This is a genomic window from Castellaniella sp. (assembly GCF_004321985.1).
Classification (GTDB): Bacteria; Pseudomonadota; Gammaproteobacteria; order Burkholderiales; family Burkholderiaceae_B; genus Castellaniella.
In genome coordinates this window covers 1-25,495 of the sequence record NZ_SCQN01000011.1, presented here as the reverse complement: position 1 = coordinate 25,495, position 25,495 = coordinate 1, and the positions used below count along the sequence as shown (strand labels likewise).

At 63.4% G+C, this 25,495-nt stretch carries 20 protein-coding genes and 2 tRNA genes; 10 read left to right on the top strand and 12 right to left on the bottom strand.

Features of this window, described 5'->3' with window-relative positions; genetic code table 11:
• Positions 1–33: 33 nt before the first annotated feature.
• Positions 34–1,683: an acyl-CoA dehydrogenase family protein gene (locus EPN31_RS02460; protein ID WP_291768997.1), complete on the bottom strand. Its 1,650-nt coding sequence runs from the start codon at positions 1,681–1,683 to the stop codon at positions 34–36.
• A 158-nt stretch (positions 1,684–1,841) separates the two neighbouring features.
• Between EPN31_RS02460 and EPN31_RS02455 the strand changes: the two genes are divergently transcribed.
• From EPN31_RS02455 to EPN31_RS02445, 3 genes are all read left to right on the top strand, one after another.
• Positions 1,842–2,885, top strand: coding sequence for an adenosine deaminase (locus EPN31_RS02455; protein ID WP_291768994.1), 1,044 nt, complete (start codon positions 1,842–1,844; stop codon positions 2,883–2,885).
• Between the two features lie 10 nt (positions 2,886–2,895).
• On the top strand, positions 2,896–3,543 hold the full coding sequence (locus EPN31_RS02450; RefSeq protein WP_291768992.1) for a DNA-3-methyladenine glycosylase: 648 nt from the start codon (positions 2,896–2,898) through the stop codon (positions 3,541–3,543).
• A 40-nt stretch (positions 3,544–3,583) separates the two neighbouring features.
• Positions 3,584–3,660: transfer RNA gene (locus EPN31_RS02445), tRNA-Arg, on the top strand.
• 61 nt (positions 3,661–3,721) lie between these two features.
• Here the strand turns inward: EPN31_RS02445 and EPN31_RS02440 are convergent.
• The 7 genes from EPN31_RS02440 to EPN31_RS02410 all read right to left on the bottom strand — a co-directional run bounded on the left by EPN31_RS02440 (position 3,722) and on the right by EPN31_RS02410 (position 10,995).
• Positions 3,722–4,336: a 2OG-Fe(II) oxygenase gene (locus EPN31_RS02440; RefSeq protein WP_291768990.1), complete on the bottom strand. Its 615-nt coding sequence runs from the start codon at positions 4,334–4,336 to the stop codon at positions 3,722–3,724.
• Positions 4,337–4,394: 58 nt separating this feature from the next.
• Entirely contained in the window at positions 4,395–6,014 is a 1,620-nt protein-coding gene (locus tag EPN31_RS02435; protein ID WP_291768988.1) for a 5-oxoprolinase/urea amidolyase family protein, read from the bottom strand.
• 7 nt (positions 6,015–6,021) lie between these two features.
• Entirely contained in the window at positions 6,022–6,786 is a 765-nt protein-coding gene (locus EPN31_RS02430) for a LamB/YcsF family protein (RefSeq protein ID WP_291768987.1), read from the bottom strand.
• 19 nt (positions 6,787–6,805) lie between these two features.
• Positions 6,806–7,654 carry an oxidoreductase gene (locus EPN31_RS02425; protein ID WP_291768984.1) on the bottom strand — a complete coding sequence of 283 codons (849 nt, stop codon included), beginning with the start codon at positions 7,652–7,654 and terminating at the stop codon, positions 6,806–6,808.
• Between the two features lie 221 nt (positions 7,655–7,875).
• The gene (locus EPN31_RS02420) at positions 7,876–10,077 is read right to left on the bottom strand and encodes a PepSY domain-containing protein (protein WP_291768981.1); all 2,202 of its coding nucleotides are present in this window, start codon (positions 10,075–10,077) and stop codon (positions 7,876–7,878) included.
• Between the two features lie 12 nt (positions 10,078–10,089).
• Positions 10,090–10,572: a DUF2271 domain-containing protein gene (locus EPN31_RS02415; protein ID WP_291768979.1), complete on the bottom strand. Its 483-nt coding sequence runs from the start codon at positions 10,570–10,572 to the stop codon at positions 10,090–10,092.
• Positions 10,573–10,674: 102 nt separating this feature from the next.
• Entirely contained in the window at positions 10,675–10,995 is a 321-nt protein-coding gene (locus tag EPN31_RS02410; RefSeq protein WP_291768976.1) for a helix-turn-helix transcriptional regulator, read from the bottom strand.
• Between the two features lie 89 nt (positions 10,996–11,084).
• On the opposite strand from EPN31_RS02410, the gene EPN31_RS02405 reads away from it, so the two are divergent.
• Positions 11,085–11,969 carry an MBL fold metallo-hydrolase gene (locus EPN31_RS02405; protein ID WP_291768973.1) on the top strand — a complete coding sequence of 295 codons (885 nt, stop codon included), beginning with the start codon at positions 11,085–11,087 and terminating at the stop codon, positions 11,967–11,969.
• Between the two features lie 50 nt (positions 11,970–12,019).
• On the opposite strand, the gene EPN31_RS02400 is transcribed toward EPN31_RS02405, so the two are convergent.
• Both EPN31_RS02400 and ygiD read right to left on the bottom strand, forming a co-directional pair.
• The gene (locus tag EPN31_RS02400; protein WP_291768969.1) at positions 12,020–12,520 is read right to left on the bottom strand and encodes an SRPBCC family protein; all 501 of its coding nucleotides are present in this window, start codon (positions 12,518–12,520) and stop codon (positions 12,020–12,022) included.
• Position 12,521: 1 nt separating this feature from the next.
• On the bottom strand, positions 12,522–13,322 hold the full coding sequence (gene ygiD, locus EPN31_RS02395) for a 4,5-DOPA dioxygenase extradiol (protein WP_291768967.1): 801 nt from the start codon (positions 13,320–13,322) through the stop codon (positions 12,522–12,524).
• Between the two features lie 181 nt (positions 13,323–13,503).
• Between ygiD and EPN31_RS02390 the strand changes: the two genes are divergently transcribed.
• Positions 13,504–14,727: an ABC transporter substrate-binding protein gene (locus EPN31_RS02390; RefSeq protein ID WP_291768965.1), complete on the top strand. Its 1,224-nt coding sequence runs from the start codon at positions 13,504–13,506 to the stop codon at positions 14,725–14,727.
• Positions 14,728–14,751: 24 nt separating this feature from the next.
• Here the strand turns inward: EPN31_RS02390 and EPN31_RS02385 are convergent, their stop codons facing one another.
• Positions 14,752–16,203: an efflux transporter outer membrane subunit gene (locus tag EPN31_RS02385; RefSeq protein WP_291768962.1), complete on the bottom strand. Its 1,452-nt coding sequence runs from the start codon at positions 16,201–16,203 to the stop codon at positions 14,752–14,754.
• 91 nt (positions 16,204–16,294) lie between these two features.
• On the opposite strand from EPN31_RS02385, the gene EPN31_RS02380 reads away from it, so the two are divergent.
• From EPN31_RS02380 to EPN31_RS02360, 5 genes are all read left to right on the top strand, one after another.
• Complete coding sequence (locus EPN31_RS02380) at positions 16,295–16,810, top strand: MarR family transcriptional regulator (RefSeq protein WP_291768959.1); 516 nt, start codon at positions 16,295–16,297, stop codon at positions 16,808–16,810.
• Between the two features lie 5 nt (positions 16,811–16,815).
• Complete coding sequence (locus EPN31_RS02375) at positions 16,816–18,003, top strand: efflux RND transporter periplasmic adaptor subunit (protein WP_291768956.1); 1,188 nt, start codon at positions 16,816–16,818, stop codon at positions 18,001–18,003.
• Positions 18,004–18,015: 12 nt separating this feature from the next.
• Positions 18,016–21,168, top strand: coding sequence for a multidrug efflux RND transporter permease subunit (locus tag EPN31_RS02370; protein ID WP_291768953.1), 3,153 nt, complete (start codon positions 18,016–18,018; stop codon positions 21,166–21,168).
• Between the two features lie 192 nt (positions 21,169–21,360).
• A complete protein-coding gene (locus tag EPN31_RS02365) occupies positions 21,361–24,759 on the top strand; it encodes a DUF748 domain-containing protein (protein ID WP_291768950.1) in 3,399 nt (1,132 codons plus the stop codon).
• Positions 24,760–24,850: 91 nt separating this feature from the next.
• Positions 24,851–24,935, top strand: a tRNA-Leu gene (locus EPN31_RS02360).
• Between the two features lie 224 nt (positions 24,936–25,159).
• Here the strand turns inward: EPN31_RS02360 and EPN31_RS02355 are convergent.
• On the bottom strand, positions 25,160–25,495 hold a 336-nt coding region (locus EPN31_RS02355), incomplete at its 5' end, for a hypothetical protein (RefSeq protein WP_291768948.1).

Here is a 25,495-nt window from a genome sequence, read left to right as displayed (position 1 = left end):
CAGGCCACGCGACACTATGAGCCCATTCGACGCTCAGGCCGGCCAAGCACGCTCAAGCAACGAATCTGAGGCCAGCGCAGCAGGCCGGGCCCCGTAGACCTGATCGCCACCATCGACGAAACGGCTCTGGATGAAGGAATGGGATACGTTGGCCGGCGCGTGGCGCAACAGCAGATCTGCCTGTACCAGCAGCACCAGATCCCGCGCAACCATGCGCGCCTGCCGCTGCTGGGTTTCGTCATCCGACTGGAGCACGCCCGACAGGCGCCGCGAGACGGTCCGCAGCACGCTCGCGTCGGGGTGTGCGGCCGCCAGCCCATCGATGATCTGGGCCGTACGCTGCGGATTCTGGCGGGCTGCCCGCAGCACATCCAGGCACATGACATTCCCGGACCCCTCCCAGATCGAATTGACGGGGGTCTCGCGGTACAGGCGCGCCAATGGCGCATCCTCGATATAACCATTGCCACCCCACACTTCCATGCATTCTGCGACAGCCGCAATCGCGCGCTTGCAGATCCAGAACTTGGCGGCAGGCGTCAGAATACGTCGCAAAGCCTGCTCGGCCGGGCTTTCGGGACGGTCGAAAGCGGCGGCCAGGCGCAGTGCCAGGGCCGTGGCCGCCTCGCTTTCCAACACCAGGTCGGCCAGCACCTGACGCATCAGCGGCTGGTCCGCCAGCAGGCGGCCAAAGGCGCGGCGATGGCGGGCACAATGGATGCCCAGCACGACCGCCCGCCGCAAAAGCGCGGCGCTGCCCAGCACGCAATCCAGCCGCGTGTACGAGGCCATTTCGATCAGGGTTACGACCCCACGCCCAGGCTCTCCAATGCGGCGCCCAAGCGCGCCGGCAAATTCGATCTCCGCACTGGCGTTGGAACGATTGCCCAGCTTGTCCTTCAAGCGCTGGATGTGCACCGGATTGCGCTGACCATCATCGAGCCAGCGCGGAACATAGAAGCAGGAGTGCCCATCGCCCTCACGCGCCAGCATCAGGTGCGCATCAGACATGGGTGATGAAAAAAACCACTTGTGGCCCGTCAGCCTGAACCACTCGCGCTCGCCGGCTACCGGCTCGGCATGGCTGGCATTCGTGCGCAGGTCGGACCCCCCCTGCTTCTCGGTCATGCCCATTCCCACCATCATCGACCGCTTTTCGGTAACCGGCCGATCGGCCGGGTCGTATTCCCGACTGGACAGCCTGGGCTGTATCGCCCCGAACCAAGGCTCGCGAGCCAGCAGCGGGATCGCGGCACTGGTCATCGTGACGGGACACAGCGACCCGGCCTCGATCTGGCCGTGCATCAGATAGTGAGCGGCGCGTGCGACCTGGGCGCCCGGCCCGGGAGCCGTCCAGGCGCTGTCATGCATCCCCTGCGCGAACGCCAGTGAGAGAAACTGCTCCCACCCCGGATGGAAATCGACCGTGTCGATGCGGTGGCCAGCGCGGTCAAACGCCCGCAGCACAGGGGCCTGGCGATTGACCTGGTCGGCCAGAACCGACAGCTCGGGGCGACCAAGGCGCTCACCCCATGATTCCAGTTCCGGTTCGTAATCCTGCGCGCCCTCGCGGCGCACCGCCTCGGTCAGCACGGCATCAGCGAGAAACAGATTCCGCTCGGGCAGATCCGGCACCTGGTTGTCGACACGGTGCGTCGCCTGCCGGTCCTCAACAGAAGCCATCTCAGCCTCCTGTCCTGTGTCGTTGTCTTCAGTCTACGCGGGATGCGGGTAATTGACCAAGGCAGGCCGACTGATCCGGACCGGCAGCCTGGCGGCAGCACATCCTATCCCCGGGCCACTGCCTATAATCACGACATCGACGGTTTCACGAAACCTCCATGCTCCAACACAACGACGACACCGAACTGCGTGCCTGGCTGCAGAAGCTGCCCAAAGCCGAGCTGCACCTGCACATCGAAGGCACGCTGGAGCCCGAAATGATGTTCGAGTTCGCACGGCGCAACAGGGTGGCGCTTCCCTACTCCAACGTGGAATCAGTCCGGGCTGCCTACCAGTTCACCAACCTGCAATCCTTTCTGGACCTGTACTACGCTGGCGCCGGGGTTCTGCAGACCGAACAGGACTTCTACGAACTGGCCATCGCGTACTGGCGCCGGGCACGAGCTGACGGCGTGGTGCACGCGGAGATCATGTTCGACCCGCAGACGCACACCCACCGGGGCATCGCTCTCGAAACGGTGTTCGCGGGCCTGGCACGGGCACTGCGCGAAGTCCGGGATACCTGGGGTGTCAGCACCTCCTTGCTGCTCAGCTTCCTGCGACACCTGAGCGAAGATGATGCCTTCGCCACGCTGGAGGCGGCCCTCCCGCTGCGCAGTGCCTACAGGGATCTGTGGATAGGCGTCGGGCTGGATTCGGCCGAACGGGGTAACCCGCCTGAAAAATTCGCACGGGTCTACCAACGTTGCGCCGAACTGGGATTCAAGCGCGTGGCGCACGCCGGCGAAGAAGGCCCCGCGCAATATGTGCGCGACACGCTGGACATTCTGGGCGCCGACCGCATCGATCATGGGGTCCAAAGCAGCGAGGACACCCAACTGATGGGCGAGATCATCCGCCGCCGGATCCCGCTCACCGTCTGTCCGCTGTCCAACCTGAAGCTGGGCGTGTTCAAAGACCTGCACGAACACAATCTGGCGCGGATGCTGCGCGCCGGCGTTGCAGTCACGATCAATTCCGATGACCCAGCGTACTTCGGCGGCTATGTGCTGGACAACTATGTCGCCACCGCGCTGGCGCTGGACCTGTCGCACGACGAGCTGCTCACGCTGGTGGCCAACAGCCTGAACGCCGCATTCCTTCCCGCAACCGACAAGACCCGCCTGCTGGACCGCCTGGCCCACGAGGCGAGCCAGTCTTGACACTTCTCCAATGCCCTCCTCACCCCTCAGCAAACTCAACCTGTCGACCGATGCCATCCAGGGCCGCTGCCACAAACTGAAACGATCATTCTTCAACCGCCCGGCGGCCGAAGTCGCGCCCGACATCCTGGGCTGCCTGCTGGTCCACCGGATGCCTGACGGCCGGCGGCACGTCGGACGCATCGTGGAGGTCGAGGCCTATCTGGGCCCCGGGGATCTGGCCGCGCATACCTCAAGGGGCCGGACACCACGCACAGCAGCCATGTTCGGGCCCCCGGGACACGCCTACGTGTATCTGATCTACGGCATGTATCACTGCATCAATGCGGTGACGGGGCCGCGCGGCAGCGGCACGGCCGTACTCCTGAGGGCCCTGGCACCCGTGCGCGATATCGAGGTCGCCACCAACGGTCCAGGTCGGCTGTGCAAGGCCATGGACATCACGCTGGACCATTACGGCCAGGATCTATGCGGCAGTGGCACCGACCTGTGGATTGCCCGCGACGAAGCCCCCGAACCATTGGCCATCGCCGCCAGCCCGCGCGTTGGCGTGGACTATGCCGGCGAAGAATGGGCAAGCAAGCCGCTACGCTTCTACGTCGACGGGCATCCCGCCGTGAGCCGCCGGCCGTCGAGGAAAAGCATCACTGCCGGTTAATGACGAGTTCAAAAAATCGTGCTATAGTTTCGCCTCTGTTGCGCCTGTAGCTCAGTTGGATAGAGTACTTGGCTACGAACCAAGGGGTCGTGGGTTCGAATCCTGCCAGGCGCACCAAGATTTTCCTGTGACACAACAGGTTGAAACCGCCTGAGACTTATGTCTCCAGGCGGTTTTTTTAGGCGTGCGGGTTTGGAACATCCGTGCGCAGCCACCCCGCAATGCTCCAGCGCGGCCGGCGGCACGGGAGCACCGCATGCGGGATCATGCCGCTCACGAATACGGCGAGCCGTGCACCCAGCGGCAGGATGCGCTGCATTTCCTCATCCGGATGATAGGGCTGATACAGGCACAGCTCACCCCCGTCGGCAGCGTCCCAATCGGGGTTCAGATACAGCACGATGGAGACCTTGCGATAGTCGGTCCCCCGATGCTGGTCGATGTGCTTCTGGTAGCCCTTGCCCTCGGCGTAGCGCGCGAAATGGAATTCCTGGCTACGCAAACCCATCCCGAAGCGCTCATTGAGCGCCTGGCGAAACTGGGTCATCCATGTGAAGAATGGGTGCGCTTCTTCGGAAGACCCGGTCTCGATCCAGTGGATCCAGTCGCCCCGGACCTCTGGCAAATTGACCTTCACGCCACGGCCAACCTGCCCGGCCCGAAAACGCCCGCCCGCCCACAGTTCCTGGCCTCGTGCCAGCAGGCCTGCCTGCCAGTCGGGGGAAATGGCTGAATCGGAAACCGCCCAACCCTGCTGATTCAGCAAGCGGATGAGCTCATCGTAAGGGTCCATGAAACGTATCCTCGCAGCAACGGCGAATTTTACCCCGGCGGATGAAGCCCCATCCGCCTCACTCCGTCACGTTGAACCGAAGCCGCACCCCCGGCGGCACCTGGGCCAGCACGTCCAGGTCCCGGCTCACCACCACGGCCACCACGGGGTAGCCTCCCGTCAACGGGTGATCGGCCAGAAACAGGACCGGCTGACCACTGGGCGGGACCTCGAGAGCACCGGCCACCATGCCTTCGCTTGGGAGTTCGCCGGCGCGGATCCGACCCAGCGGCTGCTTGCCCTCGAGACGCAAACCGACACGATTGGACTGTGCCGTGACCTCCCACTCCTGTTGCTGCAACCGAACCAGCGCCGCTGCATCGAACCAGTCATCACGCGGGCCCAGGACGACACTCAGACAAACCACATCACCTGGTTTCGGAAAAAGGTGTCCGGCCCCTGGACCCGGGTCCACAACCGGGGAATCGCCGGGCACTCCAGCGAACGGACCGACCTTCAGGCGGCTGCCCTTGCGCAGGGCCACCGGGCCGATTCCTGACAGGACATCCATGGAGCGGCTGCCAAGCACCACCGGCGTATCCCAACCCCCTCGGACGGCCAGGTAGTACCGCATGCCAGCACGCGGCCGGCCCAGGCGCAGGGTCTGGCCGTCCTGTACCGCCAGACTGCAGCCAGTGGCTGCCGGAAGCCGCATGCCCGACGCAGCGGTCAGCACCACAGCTCCTGGCGCTCCAGTGACGGCAACCACTGCAGAGCCGTGACAGACCATCGTCAGGCCACCCCACGCATTCTCGAGTACTGCGGCGCCGAACGGATTGCCCACCAGCCGATTGGCCGCCGCCATGGAACCCCGGTCCAGCACCCCGGAACCCGACACCCCGAGCGCCGTCATGCCGGGCCGCCCGCAGTCCTGCACCAGCGTCTGCGGGCCAGGCGACAGAACCTCGAACGAAGTCTGGCCCGACGCTGCACCACCCTCTCGCACAACGTCTGCCTGGTCCCCGACGGACTCCCGGGGGATGCTGAAGTACACCCCGGGCGCGGCCAGATCCCTGAACTGGACCTTGAATCCGGGCTGCAGCAGCGCAGGGGATTCACGCCCCAAGTCCCACATGCGCAACGGCGTCACACCCAGTAATCGCCAGCCGCCCGGGCTATCCGATGGATAGACCGCGCTGAAGTCGCCGCCGATGGCAACGGAACCGGCTGGAACCCGAGTGCGCGGCACGGCGCGCCGTGGCATCCCGTCGAAACAGGGATCACCTCCTGTCAGGTAAACGAACCCTGGCGCAAAACCCGCAAACGCACCCCGATACTCATGACCCGTGTGGCGTTCGATCACCTGTGCAGGCGACAGGCCCAGCATGGCGCCGACCTCTTCCAGATCCTCGCCCGTGTAATGCACCGGGATTTCGACGCGATGCGCAGAAGTCTGAGACAGCACCGCAGCCACGCCATCCCTTTCAACCTGGTGCAACAGGAGGCGCAGCCAATCCGCAACGGCAGAAACAGAAACGGCCGTCGCGTCGAACTGCACCAGCAGCGTACGCGCAGCCGGGACGAGGTCCATGACGCCATCCGGCCGACGTCCGTCCGCCTTCTGGAACAAGGCCAGAACCTCGTCAAGCGAGGCCAGCTCGACCAACAGCGCACGGTCGCCTGCCGGCAAGATACGCATGCCGCTGTCAGGTCCCGACGGGCGATGCGAACGCTTTCAACGACACGCCCGCCGCATCCAGCCGCGCGCGAACGGCCTGAGCCATGACCACGGCTCCAGGGCTGTCGCCATGCACGCAGATGGAATCGGCACGCAGGTGGATCTGACTGCCATCAATCGCCGTGATCCGGCCCGTCTGCACCAGGCCCAGCATGCGGTCGGCCACCTGTGCCGGATCAGTCAGCACGGCGCCCGGTTCGCCCCGGGACACCAGCACCCCCTGGGGGGTATAGGCCCGGTCCGCAAAGGCCTCGGACACAACCCGCAGTCCACGCTCGCGCGCCCAATCCAGGATCGGCGTCCCGGCCAGCCCCATCAGCACCAGTGATGGGTCCATGGCCAGAATGGCGCTGATCACATCGGTCGCCTGACGCAGGTCTTGTGCGATGGTGTTGTACAAGGCGCCATGAGGCTTCACATAGGTGACACGGGTACCTGCTGCGGCCGCCAGACCCTGCAACGCGCCAATCTGATAAATGACATCGCCGACCAGTTCGCGACTGGTGGGATCCAGCTTGCGTCGTCCGAAACCCACGCGGTCCGGATACCCCACGTGAGCCCCCACCGCCACCCCCCGATCGGCGGCTGCACGCAGCGTGTCCAGAATCCCGGCCGGATCACCGGCGTGAAACCCACAAGCCACGTTGGCGCTGGTCACCACGTCCAACATCCGGGCATCATCACCCATGCGCCAGGCGCCGTAGCTTTCACCCAGATCACTGTTCAAATCCATGGGTCCCCCACTGTGGCGCCTATGCCGCCGGAAAATCCGTCGCCAGGCCACGCTCGCGCCAGGCCTCGATGTCGGCCAGCTTTTGCCGCAACCGTTCGGTGCCACGTTCCATCGCCATCGCGCCCAGCGCGACGTTGCGCGGAGGCTCCGGCAACTCGCTCAGGTCCAGGATCAGCTGAGCGGCCCGGACCGGATCGCCAGCCTGGTGGCCGCTGATGCCGGAGGTCAGCTCCAACCGCTTGCCCACCGTATCGGCGTAGTCCGCAATGAGAACCGGCGTCTGGTGCAGTGAACGCCCCGCCCAGTCGGTGCGGAAGGGACCGGGCTCGATGCAGGTTACATGAATGCCCAGCGGCCCACCCTCGACAGCGAGGGAATCGGCCCAGCCCTCCACGGCATGCTTGGAGGCAGCGTAATAGCCCGAGGCGGCGAAGCCGTTCAAACCCGCCAGGGACGTGATATTCACCACATAGCCTTTGCGGCGCTCGCGCATCCCCGGCAACACGGCCCGAGTCAGCGCAAACAGGCCAAACACATTGGCGTCGAAAAGCGCACGAATTTCCGATTCCACGCCCTCTTCGACCGAGCACTGATACCCATAGCCCGCATTGTTCACCAGGACATCGATTGCGCCAAATGCCTTGTGTGCAGCGCCCACCGCAGCGACGATTTGGTCAGGCTGGGTAACGTCCAGTGCAAGGGCCAGAGCGTGAGATTCATGCCCGGCTACCAGGTCGGCCACCCGGCTGCGATCTCGCGCCGTCACCACCGTGCGCCAGCCGCGCGCCAGCGTCAGGCGGGCGATCTCGCGACCAAACCCCGTGGAACATCCTGTAATGAACCAGACTGGAGAATCATTTTTCGACATGGATGGCCTCAGCAAAAGGAATCGAGAAAACACCTGAATGCATTGTACGTTGGGCAGAAAGCCCGAGGGCAGCCTACTCCTTGGCGTGCCCTAAAGGCCACCCTGAGGCGCGGCGCCCTTCAGCCACCGCAAGCGAAACGGCCCAGTGCGTACCCATCACCGGCCCCGAAAGGCTGCAGGCGGGCTCCTCGACTACCGCTGACGCAGGGCCGGCCGCCCAATCAGAAAACGTCTTCTGCATATCGCCCCTGCTCCCGCAGCCTCTGCACCGTTAGCCCCAAGCCCGCAAGGATCTCATCAAGGACGATGGCCACCCCCTGCGCCATCGCCTGACTTCCGCAAACCCGCAGCGCTGCCCCTCTGACCAGCAACGATTTCAGCCGGCCCGCATCCTGCCGCAGCGCATCCTGAACGTAGCAGCCGGCTGGTGGCCGCGAAAACGCGGTCCGCAGGCGGGTCAGGCGGCGATCCTGAAGCCATCCCTTCAATGCATCCCCAAAGTAGAAATCTTCCTCGGAGCTACGGGTGCCGAAATAAAGATACATGGGTGCCTTGCGCGAGTTGTTCCGGATGAACCCTGCCAGCGGAGCAACACCAGTACCAGCGCCAATCAGGATGAGCGGCTGATGACTACGGTCGAGCGTGAACCCATCGTTGGACTTGATGAAGGCCTGAATCTCGTCACCTCCCTTCAGAGTGTGCAGGAACCCGGAACATAGCCCGCCGGGAGTATGGCGCACACAGATCTCCAGAAAGCCGTTCCGGCGGCCCGACGCCAGCGAATAATAGCGGGGCACCGGGCTGCCCGGTGCAAGAACCCCCAGCAGATCCCCGGCCTCGAAGTGCGGCAGCCGATGACGACCAGTTGTCCGGCTCCCATCTGACGGCCCGGAAAAACGCAGGATAGCCGTAGCGCCTGCCACACTGGAATAACTTCGGCGGGCCTCGAGCCGCAACGTCACCGTGCGAGGCACATGAGGCACATAGTGCGGCATAATCCTCCGCCCCAATACAGCCGAGAGTGCATCGCACCAGCGCTCGAACTGCTGGGCCGACTGCCGGTGGATGCATTCAAACGGCAAGAGATGCGGCCACCCCCGGTCGCGCAAGGCCCAGTCCAAAGCTCTAGGGAAACGTCCAAAAGCTGGAAACTGCCGATCGCCGAACCCCAGCACCGTGACAGGCACGCCTTCAACCGCAGGCAGCCGCTGAATGCGCTCGAGAGCCTGATCCGCATGGGCAGGGGCCTGGCCATTGCCGTAACTGGCTGCGAGGACAAAGACGTAACGGGTGGCCGGCGCCACGGCAAACGCTTGCAGGCCAGTCGTGCAGACCCGATGCCCTGCGCGCACCAGGGCATCGTGCAAGGCTGTGGCGAAGCCCCAAGTAGTCCCGCCTTCGCTGGCCACGAATACCAGCACATCCGCACTACGCAGGGAACTGCTCCCCGAGGGCCTCGGCGCACCGTGCCGCCCTTGGAGCCAGATCAGCAGACCCGAAACCCAGAACAGCGGGACACAAAGGCCGATCAGCCCCATCAATAGGGACCAGAGCCAGAGCCCCTCTCCCGTGTGAAGGGCGTAGACCACGTCGTAGAGGCTCCGAGCCAGACCCACAGGCTGCCAGGCCAGCCACTCACCACTGTGCCGATCGATCCAGCCCTTCCCGCCGTCAGTCACGACCGTCCAGGTATCCCCCGGATCGTCGGCAGCCGGCAAAGTGAGATCGCGAAGGTCACCGGCCCGCAGCTCCTGTAGCACCTTGATCTCTGCCGGCCGTCGGTCCGGTCCGGTGGAAGTAGCCGACACCACCTGTGGGTCCACCCCGGAATCGGCGGGGATCAGACTGAAAGTCGTGGCCGCCATGTAGAGTGCTGTCAAGGAGGACACACCCAGTCCCAGCACGAGCGCTCGGCCCGTCCAGCCATGGATCTTCTGGGCAGCAGACCCGCGCATAGGAGTCCCCAGACGCCGCCACCCGCCCAGGCGCCGCGCAAGCATGAATACGCCTGACAAGCACAACAACACCATTGCCAGCGACACGGCGGCGGCTGCTATCCGCCCGGCATCCCCCAGAAAGAAGGAGCGATGCAGGCCGCGCACCCAGCGTTCAACCGGCGACGGCGCATAAGGACCCAGGATCCGGCCGTCTGTCGGATCGACTCTTGCTGCCCGGGTCTGATCCGCGTGAAAGGAATAGGCCACGAAACCGCCTGCCGGCAGGCGCTTGATCTCCTCAAGCCCAGGAACGTGATCCGCAACACGTTGCGCCAGAACGGACACAGGCAATGCCGCTTCGGGCCGTACGGCCACCCAGGCGTTGCGCAGCGGGAAGAATGCGAGGATGGTCCCGGTCACCGCGATCAACAAGGCAGCGGTCCCGAGACTCAAACCGAGCCAGCGATGGATCGACTTCCAGAACATGCTTGTCCCCGCCTACCGCACCTGATAGGTGAAAGTCTGGACAAACTGCCGGCCTGCGTGCGGCTTCCCCGAACCAGCCCGCGTCAGTGGCACTTGAATCTCGAAGGGGCTGCTGTGCATGTCCTCGACGGCGGCATCCACATGGATCTCATAACCGGCGTCAAACAATGCATCAGCCAGGTCGGCCGTCACCTTGAGCGTCCGGCCCTCGCCGACACTGGCGCCGGTGACACCATCCAGCGATCCGGTGCTCCGCTCCGACAGCCGCCTCCATTCGGTCAGGTGCCGGTAATATCGCGACCGGCGTCCAGCGATCCAGAGCGTCCTGTCGTAGGCGCCGTGCGGCCCCGTCAGATACACCGCAACATAGGCGCCCCCGCCGCCGTAATGCTTCAGAGTCGTGGAGATCGTGACCGTTCTGGCGTGGCTCAGTGCTGGAATGGCCAGTGTGGTCGCCGCGAGCAACGCAGCATGGGCAATCGGGAAAGCCTTCATGGGAGTGTCCTGTAGGAGATGGCCGTGTCGAGGCCGTTTTCAGGCGACGACTGCAGGATACTGTCCCAGGCTTAGCGGAAACTTAGCCCTTCCGGTCGATCATCATGACGCCTCGCTCGGACAATAAAGATCGTAGAGTGTGGCCAGTAGCTGCAGGAGCTTCCCGTCCGCCACGCAGTAATAGACATACTTGCCCTCGCGCCGCGTGCTGACCACGCCTTCGGCACGCAGGACACCAAGCTGCTGCGACAAGGTTGGTTGGCGAATGTCGAGCGTAGCTTCCAGGTCGCTGACACAGCGTTCACCCTGTGACAGCTGACACAGCAGCAGCAGGCGTTCCCGGTTTGCCAGAACCTTGAGCCTGTCGACCACGTCAGTTGCCGCGTTGCGCATCAGCATCGGATCGAGAGCCACGCTTTCCATCTTGCACTCCAAATCGGTTGAACATAATATATTTCTATATATAATATCTGTCAACATAACAACAGTGTCGCGCTTCTGAGGAGACATCCATGCCGCCCGCCATCCAGTCTTTCCTCGACCCCGCCTCGGAAACGATCAGCTACGTCCTATCCGACGGCCGTCATGCAGCCATCATCGACTCCGTACAGGACTTCGATGCCGCCAGCGGACAGATCGCCACACGATCGGCCGACCGGATCATCGACTTCGTCCAGACCCAGGGGCTCGAGGTCCAGTGGATCCTGGAAACGCACGCTCACACAGACCACCTGTCGGCAGCAAGCTATCTGAAGCACCGGCTGGGCGGCCAAATCGCCATTGGCGAAAACATCCGGCAGGTCCAGGCGATCTTCAAAAAACTCTACAACCTGGATCCGGACTTTCTCGCAAATGGCCGTCCATTCGACCACCTGCTCCAGGACGGCGAACGATTCCAGGTAGGCAGCCTGACAGTGACTGCACTCCTGGTTCCAGGCCACACGCCGGCTGACATGGCGTTTCGGGTCGAAGACGTAGTGTTCGTGGGTGACACCCTCTTCATGCCGGACGTGGGCACTGCGCGCACGGACTTTCCGGGCGGCAGCGCACACGCGCTGTACCGGTCGATTCACCAGATCCTGTCCCTTCCCGGGTCCGTCCGCCTGATGCATTGCCACGACTACCCGCCTCCAGGACGGGCACATCAGTGGGAGAGCACCGTCGCCATGCAGCGATCGGACAACATCCATGTCCATGACGGGGTGACTGAGGCGCAATTCGTGGCCATGCGCCAAGCCCGGGATGCAACCTTGCCAGCACCCCGGCTGATTCTTCCAGCGCTACAGGTCAACATCCGCGCAGGCCAGCTGCCGCCGGCCGAAGGCAATGGCGTGTCGTACCTGAAGATTCCGCTCAACACGCTTCACTTCCCGGGAAGCCCCGTGACCAGTACCTGACAGAACCGGCCACGCATTTCCCCCCATCCGGGACTGATCTGCCCGGAACGTCAGGCGTCCAGCAACGCCTGATAGTGCTTGCGCGCTTGCAGATACAGCTCCAGCGGAAAGCGGACCGGGACATCCTCCAGGGCCGCCGCCAGCATCGCGAGATGGCCCTCGAACCCGGCGCATGCCTTGGCCGCGTCCTCGCCAGCCGGCAGGCGCACTGTCAGCGCCAGACGGGTTCCGTCCGGTTCCGGGTGGAGATCCCAGCGCAATGGCCGCATCGGCTGCTGCCCGCTGCTCCACGAATACTCCAGGGTCTGCAGCGGCGTTATTGCACTGACCGTACTATCGATCACGACACCGCTGTCGGCGAAGTCGATACGCACCGCACCGCCTTGCCGCAGCTCGATTGTGCCGGGCGCCAGCCACTTGGGCAGGTGCTGCGGCTCAGTCAGCATTGCCCAGACGGTCGCCGGATCATGCGGGTAATGTCGTTCGAGCCGACCTTCGAATCCTGTGTCCAGCCGCTGAATCGTGCCGGGGTGAAAATCTTCGTCATCCATGTCAAGACGCCTCCTGGGGTTGAAAATCCGGCCAGATGCCATAACAGGTCATCGAGAGCGCCCCCATGGAATAACCACGAAGCAGTGCCCGAGCATCCGCGCCCGATGCTGCTGCGAGTCCGGCGATATAGAGTAGCGGAATGAAGTGATCTGGAGTGGGCACCGCCATGGCAAAGTCAGGGTGCTCAACCGATTTGAGAATGTCGGCAGGTGAGTCGGCCATCTGCCCAGCAACGGCATCGTCGAAACGCCTTGCCCAGTCGGCGCCCGTATCCGGGCGATCCCACTGGACGCGTCGCAGGTTGTGCACGACATTGCCGCTTGCCACGATCATCACGCCTCGTCGGCGCAGCGGATCCAGCTTCGCCGCCAGATCCAGGTGATAGTCCAGGGGCTTGGAGGCATTGATCGACAATTGCACGACCGGGACATCCGCCTCGGGGAAGAGATGCGTCAGCACACTCCACGTCCCATGGTCGAGCCCCCATTGGTCTCGGTCGGCCCCGACCCAGTGGGGTTTGGCAACCTCGGCCACCTCTTCGGCCAACTCCGGCAAACCGGGGGCCGGATAGTCGAACGCAAACAGCTCTGGCGGAAAGCCGTAGAAATCATGAATGGTGCGTGGCCGCGCCATGGCGGTGACGGCAGTCGCACCGATGAACCAATGCGCCGACACCACCAACAGGACGCGCGGCCGCGGCAAGGCCGCGCCAAACCTGCGCCAGGCCTGCGTGTAGTGGTTGTCTTCAAGCGCATTCGTCGGGCTGCCATGCCCGAGAAACAGTGCCGGCATCGTTTGCATGGTCGCAACTCCTGTGTCAACTCTGATCATACCCCGTCCCCTGCGTTCACCAGGACGCTGCAGCGCAACCGCGAGCCGGCCCCGACGATACACACAACGCCCGCCAATGTATGGCCCTACCGAGCGAACACGCGTGGCATCATGGCAGCCGACACCCGTAGACGACGCTTCAGGAGGAAGCATGACGAGAATCAACCATCGCCAGGGCATCACGCTCGGCATCCTGCTCGGACTGGCTGCCGCACAGGCCTCCGGAGCTGGCATTTCCGACGATGTCATCCGCATCGGCTTCATCACCGACATGTCGGGCGTCTATGCGGACGGTGACGGGCCCGGCGGTGCGGAAGCCATCCGCATGGCAATCGCTGACGCCGGCGGAGCCGTCGACGGCAAAAGAATCGAGCTGCTGGTGGCAGACAGTCTCAACAAACCGGACGTCTCGGCGGCCCTGGCCCGCGACTGGTTCGACAACAAAAAACTGGATCTGCTGATCGGCGGCACCAATTCGGCAGCCAGCCTGGCCATGTCAGCCGTTGCAGCCGAAAAGAAGAAGCTGTTCATCACGTCCGGCGCGGGGGCGTCAGCCTTCACCAACGAGAAATGCACCCCTTATTCGATCCAGTACACCTACTCCACGCAGGGCCTCGCGCGCGGTACCGGCTCGGCGGTCGTGGCCAAGGGCGGACGCAAATGGTTCTTCGTGACCACCGACTACACGTTCGGCCATGAGCTGGAACACGACACCGCCGCAGTCGTCCAGAAGGAAGGAGGACAGGTCCTGGGCAACGTGAACACGCCGTTGGGCACCTCGGACTTCTCGTCGTTCATGCTACAGGCCCAGGCCTCTGGTGCGAAGGTCCTGGCGCTGGCCAATGCCGGCGCCGATCTGGTCAATTCCCTAAAGGCGGCCGTGGACTTTGGGCTGACGCGCACCATGACGCCAGTCGGCCTGACGGCAACCCTGAACGACATTCACTCGCTCGGGATGGAAGCGACCCAGGGCATGTACCTGACAGTGCCCTGGTACTGGAACAAGGACAAACCTTCCGAAGACTGGTCACGCCGCTTTTTTGCCAAGATCGGCCGCATGCCCACTTACGGCCAGGCAGGCGACTATTCGGCAACCGCCAGCTACCTGAAAGCCGTGCATCGAACGGGCACGGACCAGGCTGAGATCGTCATGACCTGGCTGAAGGCTCACCCGGTCAACGACTTCTTCGCACGGAACGCCGCCATCCGTGCCGATGGGCGTCTGATGAACGATCTGACGCTGCTGCAGGTGAAGCACCCCGCCGAAAGCAAGGGTCCCTGGGACTACCACAAGGTCGTGGCCACCATCCCGGCCAAAGTGGCCTACGGGCCATTGAGCGAATCCAGGTGCCCGTACCTCAAGTCGAAGTCCTGAACCGACCCCGTCCATTGCGAACGCTCAGCGCCTTGTCGAGCCGTTACCCGCCAAGGCCAGGCCATCAGCCAACCAGCCGCCACCCAGATCGCCGATCAGCGAAACCGTATCGAGCAGCCGCTGCTGCCGGACGCTGAGGGCGGTCTGTTCATCGCCCAACTGGGTCGCCTGCGCGACGGCCACAGTCGTGAAATCCACGATGCCGGCCGCGTACTGGTTGCGCGCGATCTCGGTGGCACGGGTGGCGTCGCCGACCGCTCCATCCAGCACCTCGGCACGTTGCCCAAGGACGCGCAGCCCCACCAGATCGTCCTCGACATTCCGGAACGCGGTGAGGACCGTACCGCGATAGTTGGCCACGGCCGCCTCGTATTGCGCCTTGGCGACGGCCACCCGGCCGTGGCGCGCCCCGCCTTCGAACAGAGCCGCGCCAATATCAGCGCCCAACGCCCAGACGTGATTGGCGATATTCAGCAGTCCCGCCAACGGCGATTGTGAAAAGCCATCGGCGGCTGACAGGGACAAAGTAGGGTAATACGCGGCTTCAGCCACGCCAATCGCGGCATTCTGCGCAGCCATCTGGCGTTCGGCAATGGCGATATCGGGGCGGCGCTGCAGCAGAGTCGAAGGCACGCCTACCGGGATATCGGGCAGCACGGGCAGCGCCGTACTGTGAGGAATATCGAGCGACTCAGGATTCTTGCCGACCAGCACGGCAATCGCATGAGCATATTGCGCACGCGCAACGCCCAGCGCAAGCAGGCTCGCCTGGGCGTTTTTCAGCTGCACGCGTGCACTGATCACATCCGACGGCGGCACGGTGCCCGCAGCGTCCTTGGCGGACACCACGCGCAGATATTCCTGGTAAGCATCCACGGTCTTGCGCAACAGGTCGATATTGGCATCCGTCACCCGCAAATCGACCACTGCAACAGCGAGTGCCACCTGTTCGGACAGTGTGGCATTGGCCAGCGTCGCGGCGCTGGCCTGGGCGTTCGCCTTGTTTTTTTCCACGCTGCGGCGAACCCCACCCCAAAGATCCGGCGCCCAGCTCACGGAGCCCTCGATCGAGCCGACATTGGACGCGGACTGAGTGCTGACGCCGCCCCGGCCAACCGCACCACCGCCGCCCTGCCGGGTGAGGGTGCCGGAGAGGCCGACGACCGGAAAGAGGGCGCTGCGCGCAACTCGGACCTCAGCCAAAGCGGCCTGATAGTTGGCGTAGCTCTGGGCCACGGTCTGGTTCGAGACAGCCACTTGCGGTTCCAGTTCGGCCAGCAGCGGGTCGTTGAACGCCGACCACCATTTGCCTTTGGGTGCTGTCTCGGCTGGCGCGGCCTGGGCCCAGCCCGGCAGTTCCTTGTAGTGCGCCGGCACGGTGACCTGCGGGCGCTGGTAATCGGGACCGATCGCGCATCCCCCCAGCACAAGAACAACTGCAAGCGCGAGCGATGTGCGGCAGATTTTCGTTTTCAAATCGGAGCCGATGTTCAAAGTTGACTTGAACGTCATATAGACTGTTTACTATACTAACATTTCGCTGGCTAAATATCTATTCACTGAACGAATGAGCAGCCTGACGCTACACATGCAGAGAATGGGGGCAAGTCTGAACCTCGCCGCGCAGAGCGTAGCGGATTTCCCGCTGCAGGACGCGGAGCTTTCCGGCTGGCTGAATCTGGCCGCCGGCGGGCTGACCAGCCTGTCGGATGCGGCGCTGGCCCCCTACGATCTGCACCAGAGCGATTTCCGGGCCCTGATGTATCTGTTCGTCAACGCCAATCATCCGGTTTTCCCCAACGAATTGTCCACTTACCTGGCGCAGACCCCAGCCAACATCACCCGAATCGCGAACCTGCTCGTCAAGCGCGGGCTGGTGGCGCGAGCCCACAGTACCGAAGACCGGCGCCGCGTCGAGCTGCGGATACTGGACGCCGGCCGCCGGTTTGTCCTCGACCTGTTGCCCAGATTCTTCCCGCCGTTACGCGAAACGTTTTCCTGCCTGAGCTCAACGGAGAAGCGCGAGCTGCAGCGCCTGCTGCAACGGCTCGTCACGTCGATGGATACCGTGATCGACACCTGACCATTATGAAAAATTTTATTCTGCGCGCCGCACCCTGGTGTCTGGCGCTGATGCTGGCGGCTTGCAGCGACCATCCGAATCAGGCAACGGCACCAACACCCCCGCTGGTCGGCATCGTCACGGCGCACGAGGAGAACGCACCGCTCGTCAAGCACCTGGTGGGCCGACTGTCCGCATTCCGCAGCGCAGACGTGAATGCGCGGGTCGCGGGTGTCCTGCTGAAGCGGGCCTATGTCGAAGGCAGCGAGGTCAGGAAAGGACAACTACTGTTCGAAATAGACCCGGATCCCCTGCAGGCGGCGCTGGACAGCGCCACGGCCCAACTGGCCAAGGATCAGGCAAACCTGGGGCAGGCGCGCGCGGACTTCGCCCGCTACCAAAAACTGCACCAACAAAAAGCGATTGCCGAAAAAACCTACACCGACCAGAAATTCCTGGTGCAGCAACAGGAAGCGACAGTCAAGGCAGATCAGGCAAGCGTGCGGATGGCGCGCATTGATCTGGGCTACGCCCACGTCACGTCGCCCATCGACGGCCGCGCCGGCCAGCAGCAGGTCACCGAAGGCGCTCTCGTGGGCCAGGGCTCCGCAACCCTGCTCACGACCGTTAGCCAGCTGGATCCGCTGTACGTCAACTTCACCATCGGCGTGAACGATCTCAACGCGCTGCAAAGGGCCGCCGAGCGCGGCGACATCCGGCTCGCTGAGCCCAACAAGACCACGGTCAAGGTCACGCTGCCCGACGGCACACCCTACGCCAAAGTCGGTACCGTGGATTTCTCGGCGCCCACGGTCGACCCCGCCACCGGATCAGTCACCTTGCGGGCGCTACTGCCGAATCCACAGTTCAGGTTGCTCCCGGGCACCTATGTCACCCTGCAGATGAAACTGGGCGAGCGCCATCACGCGTTCCTGATTCCGCAGGCCGCGGTGCAGCGCGACATCACTGGCACTTACGTCCTGGTGGTCAGCAAAGACGGCAAGGTTGCACATCGCAACGTGACAACGGACGGCACACAGGGGGTCGACTGGGTCATTACGTCCGGCCTGGCCGCAGGGGATCAGGTGATCGCTTCGGGACTGCAGGTGGTGCAGATCGGCGCGCAGGCCAAGACGGAGCCCTGGCAGCCACCGGCATCAACCGCAAAGACAGACGGTCCCTCCATTGCATCCGCCACAGCATCCGGCAAGTAACGGGATCCCCACATGTCGAACTTCTTCATCGACCGACCGATCTTTGCGTGGGTGATCGCGATCCTGATCACGCTGGGCGGGGTGCTTGCGATCGACAACCTGGGTGTGCAGTCATATCCGAACATCGCACCACCGGAGGTTTCGATTGTCGCCCACTACCCCGGCGCCAGTTCCAGCACCGCCGAGGGATCGGTCACTGAAGTGATCGAGCAGCAACTCACTGGCATCGACAACCTGCTGTACTTCAACTCGTCCACCAGCTCCAGCGGCCGCGTGGCGATCAAGCTGACTTTCAAGCCTGGCACCAACCCCGACATCGCCGCGATGCAGACGCAGAACCAGGTCACACGGGCCGAGCCCAGGCTGCCACCGGCCGTGCTCGCACAAGGCATCATCGTCGCCAAAGCCAACCCCGACACGCTGATGGCCATCGCGTTGAGTTCTGACAATCCCACCATCGGCCGGGACCGCCTGAACGACATCATCGCCTCGCAGGTGCTGAACCCAATCTCACGTATTGCCGGCGTCGGGGCCACCAATCAATTCGGTGCCGAATACGCCATGCGGGTCTGGCTGAATCCGGAAAAAATGCATGGCTACGGCCTATCGGCGACCGAAGTGATCGATGCACTGAAATCGCAGAACATTCAGGTGGCAGCCGGCACTCTGGGCGCGGACCCGGCAGTCAAGGGCTGGGGTTTCACCGCCAACGTGGCCGGCGAGGGCCTGTTCTCCACGCCTGGACAATTCCTGGGCATCATCCTTCGGGCCAACCAGGACGGCACCGTGGTGAGGCTGGGTGACATCGCAACAGCGGACTTCGGACCGCAAGGCTATGGCTTCGACACCATCTACGACGGCAGGCCGATCGGCGCATTTGCAATCCAGACACTGCCCGGGGCCAACGGGCTCGCGGTCGCCAAGGCCGTACGCGCCGAAATGGCGAAGCTGCAGGTCGGTTTCCCGGAAGGAGTGACCTGGTCCGTCCCCTATGACACCACGACATTCATCACGATCTCGATCCAGGACGTGCTGACAACGCTGGTCGAAGCCCTGGTACTGGTGTTCCTCGTGATGTTGGTCTTCCTCCAGAATCTCCGCGCCACCATCATCCCCGCCATCGTGATCCCGGTGGCCCTGCTTGGGGCGTTCATCGGCATGGATGCTCTCGGGTTCACGATCAACCAGCTCAGCCTGTTCGGCATGGTCATGGCCATCGGCATCGTCGTGGACGATGCGATCGTCGTGATCGAGAACATCGAGCGCATCATGACCGAACAAGGCCTGCCGCCCAAAGAAGCCGCTCGCAAGGGCATGCGGGAGATCTCAGGCGCCGTGGTAGCCATCACGGCGGTGCTGCTGGCCGTATTCGTACCGTCCGCCTTACAGTCAGGTTCGACGGGCATCATCTACCGCCAGTTCGCCCTGACGATCGCGGTATCGATGTTCTTCTCGGCGTTCCTTGCGCTGACCTTCACGCCGGCACTTTGTGGTCGCTACCTGAAACCGGAACATGAGCGCAAGAAGAACCCTCTGTTCCGCAAGTTCAACGATCTGTTCGCCTGGACGCACGGCACCTACATCGGCCACGTCGGCCACGCCGTGCATCATGCGCCGCGCTGGATGATGGTGTTCGCCGTGGTCGTGGCGGCAGCCGGGTTCCTCTACGTCAAGCTGCCAGGCAGCTTCTTGCCGCAAGAAGACCAGGGCTACCTGCTGGCCATGGTGCAATTGCCGCCGGGCGCTACCAAACAGCGCAGCGAGGCGGTGATGAGCCAGGTATGGAACACGCTGCGGAAAGACCCCGAAATCGAGCACGTCATGCAAATCATCGGTTTCAGCCCGGTGGGATCGGGGGAAAACAACGGCATGGCATTCATTCAGCTGACGGACTGGAGCAAGCGCGCGCGCTCTGCGGCGCAGCTGATTCCACACCTGAACGCGCAACTGCACAAGAGCATCCGCGACGCATCCATCGTCGTGGTCAACCTGCCCACCGTGCACGGGCTCGGACAGTTCGGCGGTTTCGACATGTACCTGGAGGACACCGGCGGTCTGGGGCGTACTGCGCTCGACCAGGCACTTCACACACTGCAGACCAAATCCAAGGGCAACAAGGTGCTGGTCAACGTGCGGGCCAACCAGTTGCCCCCGGCGCCGCAACTCGACTTCAAAATCGACCGTGTACAGGCGGCGTCGATGGGCCTCTCGGCAACCGACGTGGCCAACGCCGCCAGCCTGATGCTGGCGCCTACCCAGGTCGGCCAGATGTTTGCCGAAGGGCGCGTCAAGTTCGTGATGCTGCAGGCCGACGCGCCCTACCGGATGAGCCGCGCGGCCTTCAACGACTTCTACACGCCCAGCAGCACACGCAAGAACCCGGACGGTACGCCAGCCATGATCCCGATTTCCAGCGTAATCAAGAGCCACTGGGCACTGGTGTCGCCGTCGCTTACGCGGTTCAACGGCAATCCGGCGATCGAGGTCGTGGGCGATGCCGCCCCCGGCTTTGCATCAGGCCAGGCAATGGACGCCATGCAAAGCCTCGTGGCGCATGACCTGCCGCACGGCTTCGGTTACGACTGGGCCGGCGAATCATTCCAGGAGGCCGCGTCGAGCAACGGCGCACCCATGCTGATGGCCTTGTCCATCCTGGTGGTATTCCTGGCGCTGGCCGCCCTGTATGAGAGTTGGTCGGTTCCGGTCGCCGTGCTGCTGATCGTGCCGCTTGCGCTGCTTGGCACGGTACTGTTCACGATGGGACGCGGTCTGGCCAACGACGTGTTCTTCAAGATCGGGCTGGTGACTGTCATCGGGCTGGCTGCCAAGAATGCCATCCTGATCATCGAGTATGCGGTTGCGGCGCAGAAAGGAGGCAAGACCCTGCGCGAGGCGGTCCTGACTGCGGCGCGGCTGCGTTTCCGCCCCATCCTGATGACCTCGTTCGCGTTCATCCTCGGTGTGTTCCCGCTCTTCATTTCCACCGGCGCCGGCGCCAACGCGCGCCACGCAATCGGTACGGGTGTGATTGGCGGCATGTTGTTCGCCACGATTTTCGGGCTGCTGCTGATCCCGGTGTTCTACGTAATCGTGCGACGCATCGCCGGGGACAAGCTCGATGGCGTGCCTGCAATCAAGAACGGAAAGCCGCCAGCGCAGACGTGATCCGACACCTGCCTTTCCGTCTATGGTCGACAAGGCAGGAGTGCAGGCAAAAGAGATCGAAGAAAAATCCGCACCCCCCAATAGACGCACCCGGACTCGGCATGGATAATGAGCGAAAAGGCCACGAACGGCGTGGCCTCAATGTTCACGGGCCGAATACAGGACACGTCACACCCGCCGGGAGCGCGCTCGATGCCATTGCAGATGCCAGCACTGAAACTCAGCCGTCGGACAGGCAAGATCCTGGCGGGCATCGCACTTACGCTGCTCGTTCTGGCCGCGCTGTCGGCTTGGCTGGTGCCCAAGGCCGTGCATCGCGTGCTCACGCAAAACGTGGCCGAATTGCTGGGGCGCCCAGTAGACGTGGGCGACATCCGCTTTAACCCTTTCACGCTGGCGCTGAGCGCCAAGGATCTCGTCATTGAGCAGCGCCAGTCGGCGCCGCTGCTGAAGATCGGTGAGATCGACCTTCGGGTGGCCTGGCGCTCCATCGTGTTGTTCGCGCCGGTACTCGACCGGATCCGTATCGACCAGCCCCAGCTCACGCTGGTGCGGCAGGACCCCACCCATTTCAATTTTTCCGACATCATCGAACGACTGGAGAAGACGTCGGCCGAACAGCCGGCCAAGCCCAAACCAGCTTCGACGGGGGTGCCGCGATTCTCGGTGAACAATCTATCGTTGACCGGAGGCGCCATCAGCCTGGATGATCACGTCACCGGCCGCAGACAGACGATCACCGATCTCACGCTAGGTATCCCATTCATTTCGTCACTCAGCTACGCCACGAAGACCGATGTGCAGCCGGCGGTGCACATGCTCATCAATGGCAGCCCTTTCGACCTGACCGGCACGGCGCGTCCGTTCGATACCGCGCCCACATCCACACTGAACGTGACGGTCGACGGCCTGGCGCTCGACAAATGGGTCGATTTCTGGCCCCCGCCCCTGCCCGTCAAGATCAAGAATGCCCTGCTCGATTCCAGGCTGCAGGTGTTGTTCGAGCAACCCCAAAACGCTGCGCCGCGAATCCGCGTACAGGGCGACCTGGGCCTGCGCGCGCTTGACACGACCGAGTCATCCGGAGCGCCGTTGATGGCCTGGGATGACCTGAAGATCCAGGGTCTGACGGCCGACCTGGGCGCACGAACGGTCTCCATCGACACGGTGGCCCTGGAAAAACCGCGCGTGGAAGCGCACCGTGACGCCCGGCAGTCGAACTGGCAGCGCGTGGCCGAGGGCTTCGCCAAGCTGGGAGCCCCGGCCTCCACCAAACCCGAGGGCTCCAACCCGGCGAACCCCGCAACAGCAGGCTCCGCTGCCGATGCTCCCGATAGCCCGGCCGCAGCCTGGAAGGTCGCCATCGGCACCTTCAGACTCAACGACGGTGAAGCGCATCTCCGCGACGATCCGATCAAGCTGGACTATTCGCTGAAAGGCCTGGACGTGGAGGTCCAGCACATCGCCGTGCCGCAGGCTGCGAACCAGCCCATGATGGCGCAACTGAGCATGAACAACCCGACGGACGGCAGCTCGCTGCAAGTTCAGGCACCCATTATCCTGCGGCCCCTTTCGGTCCAGGCACAGGTGCGGCTGGACAAGCTGGCGCTAGCGCCCTTCGCGGCTGCCGTTCGCCATTTCGCACCCATCACCCTGCAGAACGGCCGGCTGAGCCTCGAAGGCAAGGTCACTCTGGCGAACTCTCGGGTTGAAGCCCACAACGTGAAGCTGGGCCTGGCGCAGTTCGCCGTGCGCGACGACTCCGTCAAGCCTGGGGTGAACCTGTCCATCGGCTCGATGGCACTGGACGCCGACCGACTCGCCCTGGACGCGAAACCAACAAACTTCACCCTGCGAGCCGACGGTATCCAGAAACACGGCACACTGGCGCTCAAGGGCTCACTGACGGTACAGCCGCTGTCGCTGAAGACTTCGGTCGACCTGGCCAAGTTCGACGCGGCCTCCCTGGCCCCCTACATCGCTTCCAGCCTGAACGCCACGGTGCGCAGCCTGTCTCTGGGCGCGCGCGGCAATGCCGAATTCACCCCTGAGCAGAAAGGCAAGCCGATGCAGGCCGATTGGCGCGGCGCCGTCCAGATCAACGATTTCGACCTCCAGGACCGCGTCAACAAGGCGGCATTCCTCAACTGGAAGCACCTGGGCCTGACCAACATGCACATTTCGGCAGAAGGAACCAGGCTCCAGCTAGGGCTGGGCGACATCCTGCTGGACGATTTCTACGGAAACATTCTTCTCAATAACAAGGCGCGCCTGAATGTCATGGACATCATGGTGGACAAGGGCAAAGCCGCAGGCTCGATCACGCAGGATACGCAAACTCGTCGAAACCATGCGGCCGGGCATGAAAAACCCACCGCCCGGCACGTCAGTGCCGGGCCCGACATTTCGATCAACAGCGTCAAGCTCAAGCGCGGCCGCATGACATTCAACGACCACTTCGTACGGCCCAACTACCGCGCGGAGCTGTCGTCCATCGACGGCTCCCTCACGGCGGTGTCTTCGACCAAACCCACGCCAGCCAAGGTCAGCGTGGCAGGCCGCGTGTACCGCACAGCGCCCTTCTCCGTCTCGGGCACGGTGCAGCCCTTCTCGCGCTACCTGGCGCTGGACCTCAAGGCCTCGGCCAAAGGCGTGGACCTACCCCGATTCACCACATACTCATCCAAATATGTAGGCTACGCCATCGAGCGCGGCAAGCTGTCGGTCGACCTGCGATACCAGATCAAGGACCGTGCCCTGCAGGCCAGCAACAAGGTACTCCTCAACCAGCTCACCTTCGGCAAGCCGTCCGGCAGCGCTGACGCCATCAAACTACCGGTACTGCTGGCGGTCGCCCTGTTGAAGGATTCCAGCGGGAACATCGACGTGAATCTGCCGATCTCGGGCTCACTCGATGACCCACAGTTTTCGGTGGGCGGCATCATCGTCAAGGTGATCATGAACACGCTGGTCAAGGCGGTGACCGCACCCTTCAAGCTGCTGGCCTCAGCCTTTGGTGGTGGCGAAAGCGACCTGTCGCACATCGACTTCGCACCCGGCAGCGCCACGCTCGACGATACGGCCAAGTCCAACGTCGCCACATTGGTCAAGGCACTGGCCGACCGCCCCGCGCTGAAGATGGACATCATCGGTCGTGCCGACCCGCAAGCCGACGAGGCAGGCCTGCGCCAGGCCTGGGTGGACAACCAGATGCGCGCGGCCAAGGCCCGCGATGCCGGCCGAAGCAAGAAGCCCGACCTGGAAAGCATCCCGCTCACCAAGGCCGACCGCGCCAAGTACCTGGGAAAGGTCTACGACAACACCAAAATCAAGGACAAGCCGCGCAACGCCATCGGCTTCGCCAAATCGATTCCGCCCGAGCAGATGAACACCCTGCTGCTGGCCGCCGCCCCTGTGGGCCGCCAGGCCCTGACCAAGCTCGCCGAGGCACGTGCGCAAGCCGTGTATGAACAGATCACCGCCAGTGCGGAGGATCTGGCTGACCGGATCTTCATTGTGGCCCCCAAGACTGACGCTGCAAGCGCCGACGATGGCGGCCCCGCGACGCGCGTGGACTTCGCCCTGCACTAGGCGGCCCGCCCGGCGTAGCGGGCGCACGACAGCGCTGCCCTGGCCACGCAGGACCGCAGTCATGGTATATTCTCACCTCTTTACAGCCGTTGCCCGGATGGCGGAATTGGTAGACGCGCAGCCTTGAGGTGGCTGTGCCGAAAGGTGTGGGGGTTCGAGTCCCCCTTCGGGCACCAGTGGGTACTTTAAGCGGTACCGATAGCATCCGATGTAATCCGACGACGATACAGAAAAACCCGCATGGACACTGAGTCTTGCGGGTTTTTTGTTATCAGAGAGTCCGATAACATCCGATGTTCGTCCAGTTGAATCTATTGCTTTTGGGTACCAACTTGGGTACCTTGGCAGTAGAGAACCCAACTGACAGACCCCAACTCCATGCCCAAGCTTGCACAGCGACTCAACGATCTTGCAGCAAGGAAAGGGGCTGCAATTCGGTGGACGGGGCCTTTCCTTCGAACAGGTACTTCTCAAACCCACGGGCAAATTGTTCGTGCAGCGCCCGGTCGATCGCCTGATCACGGGCGACATCGCCCGAGGTCTTGGCATCCAAGTAGGCGCGGACATGGTCCGCCGTGGTGTCCGATGCGCCGTACCCAGCTGCTTCCCGGGCGATGTCGTCAGCGTTGCCACCGTACCACTTGCCCAGGGCATCCATGTCCCGGCGCATGTCGGCAGGGGCGTCGTCACGGGCCACAATGTCACGCATCGTGGACAGGAAGAAGTGTCCAGATTC

Excerpts from the sequence above, each read along its gene's own strand:
- EPN31_RS02430 (WP_291768987.1), bottom strand. The coding sequence starts at position 6,786 with ATGGATTTGAACAGTGATCTGGGTGAAAGCTACGGCGCCTGGCGCATG.
- EPN31_RS02400 (WP_291768969.1), bottom strand. The coding sequence starts at position 12,520 with ATGGATGACGAAGATTTTCACCCCGGCACGATTCAGCGGCTGGACACA.
- EPN31_RS02405 (WP_291768973.1), top strand. The coding sequence starts at position 11,085 with ATGCCGCCCGCCATCCAGTCTTTCCTCGACCCCGCCTCGGAAACGATC.
- EPN31_RS02415 (WP_291768979.1), bottom strand. The coding sequence starts at position 10,572 with ATGAAGGCTTTCCCGATTGCCCATGCTGCGTTGCTCGCGGCGACCACA.
- EPN31_RS02365 (WP_291768950.1), top strand. The coding sequence starts at position 21,361 with ATGCCATTGCAGATGCCAGCACTGAAACTCAGCCGTCGGACAGGCAAG.
- EPN31_RS02420 (WP_291768981.1), bottom strand. The coding sequence starts at position 10,077 with ATGTTCTGGAAGTCGATCCATCGCTGGCTCGGTTTGAGTCTCGGGACC.
- EPN31_RS02380 (WP_291768959.1), top strand. The coding sequence starts at position 16,295 with ATGAGCAGCCTGACGCTACACATGCAGAGAATGGGGGCAAGTCTGAAC.
- EPN31_RS02440 (WP_291768990.1), bottom strand. The coding sequence starts at position 4,336 with ATGGACCCTTACGATGAGCTCATCCGCTTGCTGAATCAGCAGGGTTGG.
- EPN31_RS02390 (WP_291768965.1), top strand. The coding sequence starts at position 13,504 with ATGACGAGAATCAACCATCGCCAGGGCATCACGCTCGGCATCCTGCTC.
- EPN31_RS02455 (WP_291768994.1), top strand. The coding sequence starts at position 1,842 with ATGCTCCAACACAACGACGACACCGAACTGCGTGCCTGGCTGCAGAAG.
- EPN31_RS02375 (WP_291768956.1), top strand. The coding sequence starts at position 16,816 with ATGAAAAATTTTATTCTGCGCGCCGCACCCTGGTGTCTGGCGCTGATG.
- EPN31_RS02425 (WP_291768984.1), bottom strand. The coding sequence starts at position 7,654 with ATGTCGAAAAATGATTCTCCAGTCTGGTTCATTACAGGATGTTCCACG.
- EPN31_RS02370 (WP_291768953.1), top strand. The coding sequence starts at position 18,016 with ATGTCGAACTTCTTCATCGACCGACCGATCTTTGCGTGGGTGATCGCG.
- ygiD (WP_291768967.1), bottom strand. The coding sequence starts at position 13,322 with ATGCAAACGATGCCGGCACTGTTTCTCGGGCATGGCAGCCCGACGAAT.
- EPN31_RS02460 (WP_291768997.1), bottom strand. The coding sequence starts at position 1,683 with ATGGCTTCTGTTGAGGACCGGCAGGCGACGCACCGTGTCGACAACCAG.
- EPN31_RS02410 (WP_291768976.1), bottom strand. The coding sequence starts at position 10,995 with ATGGAAAGCGTGGCTCTCGATCCGATGCTGATGCGCAACGCGGCAACT.
- EPN31_RS02435 (WP_291768988.1), bottom strand. The coding sequence starts at position 6,014 with ATGCGTATCTTGCCGGCAGGCGACCGTGCGCTGTTGGTCGAGCTGGCC.
- EPN31_RS02450 (WP_291768992.1), top strand. The coding sequence starts at position 2,896 with ATGCCCTCCTCACCCCTCAGCAAACTCAACCTGTCGACCGATGCCATC.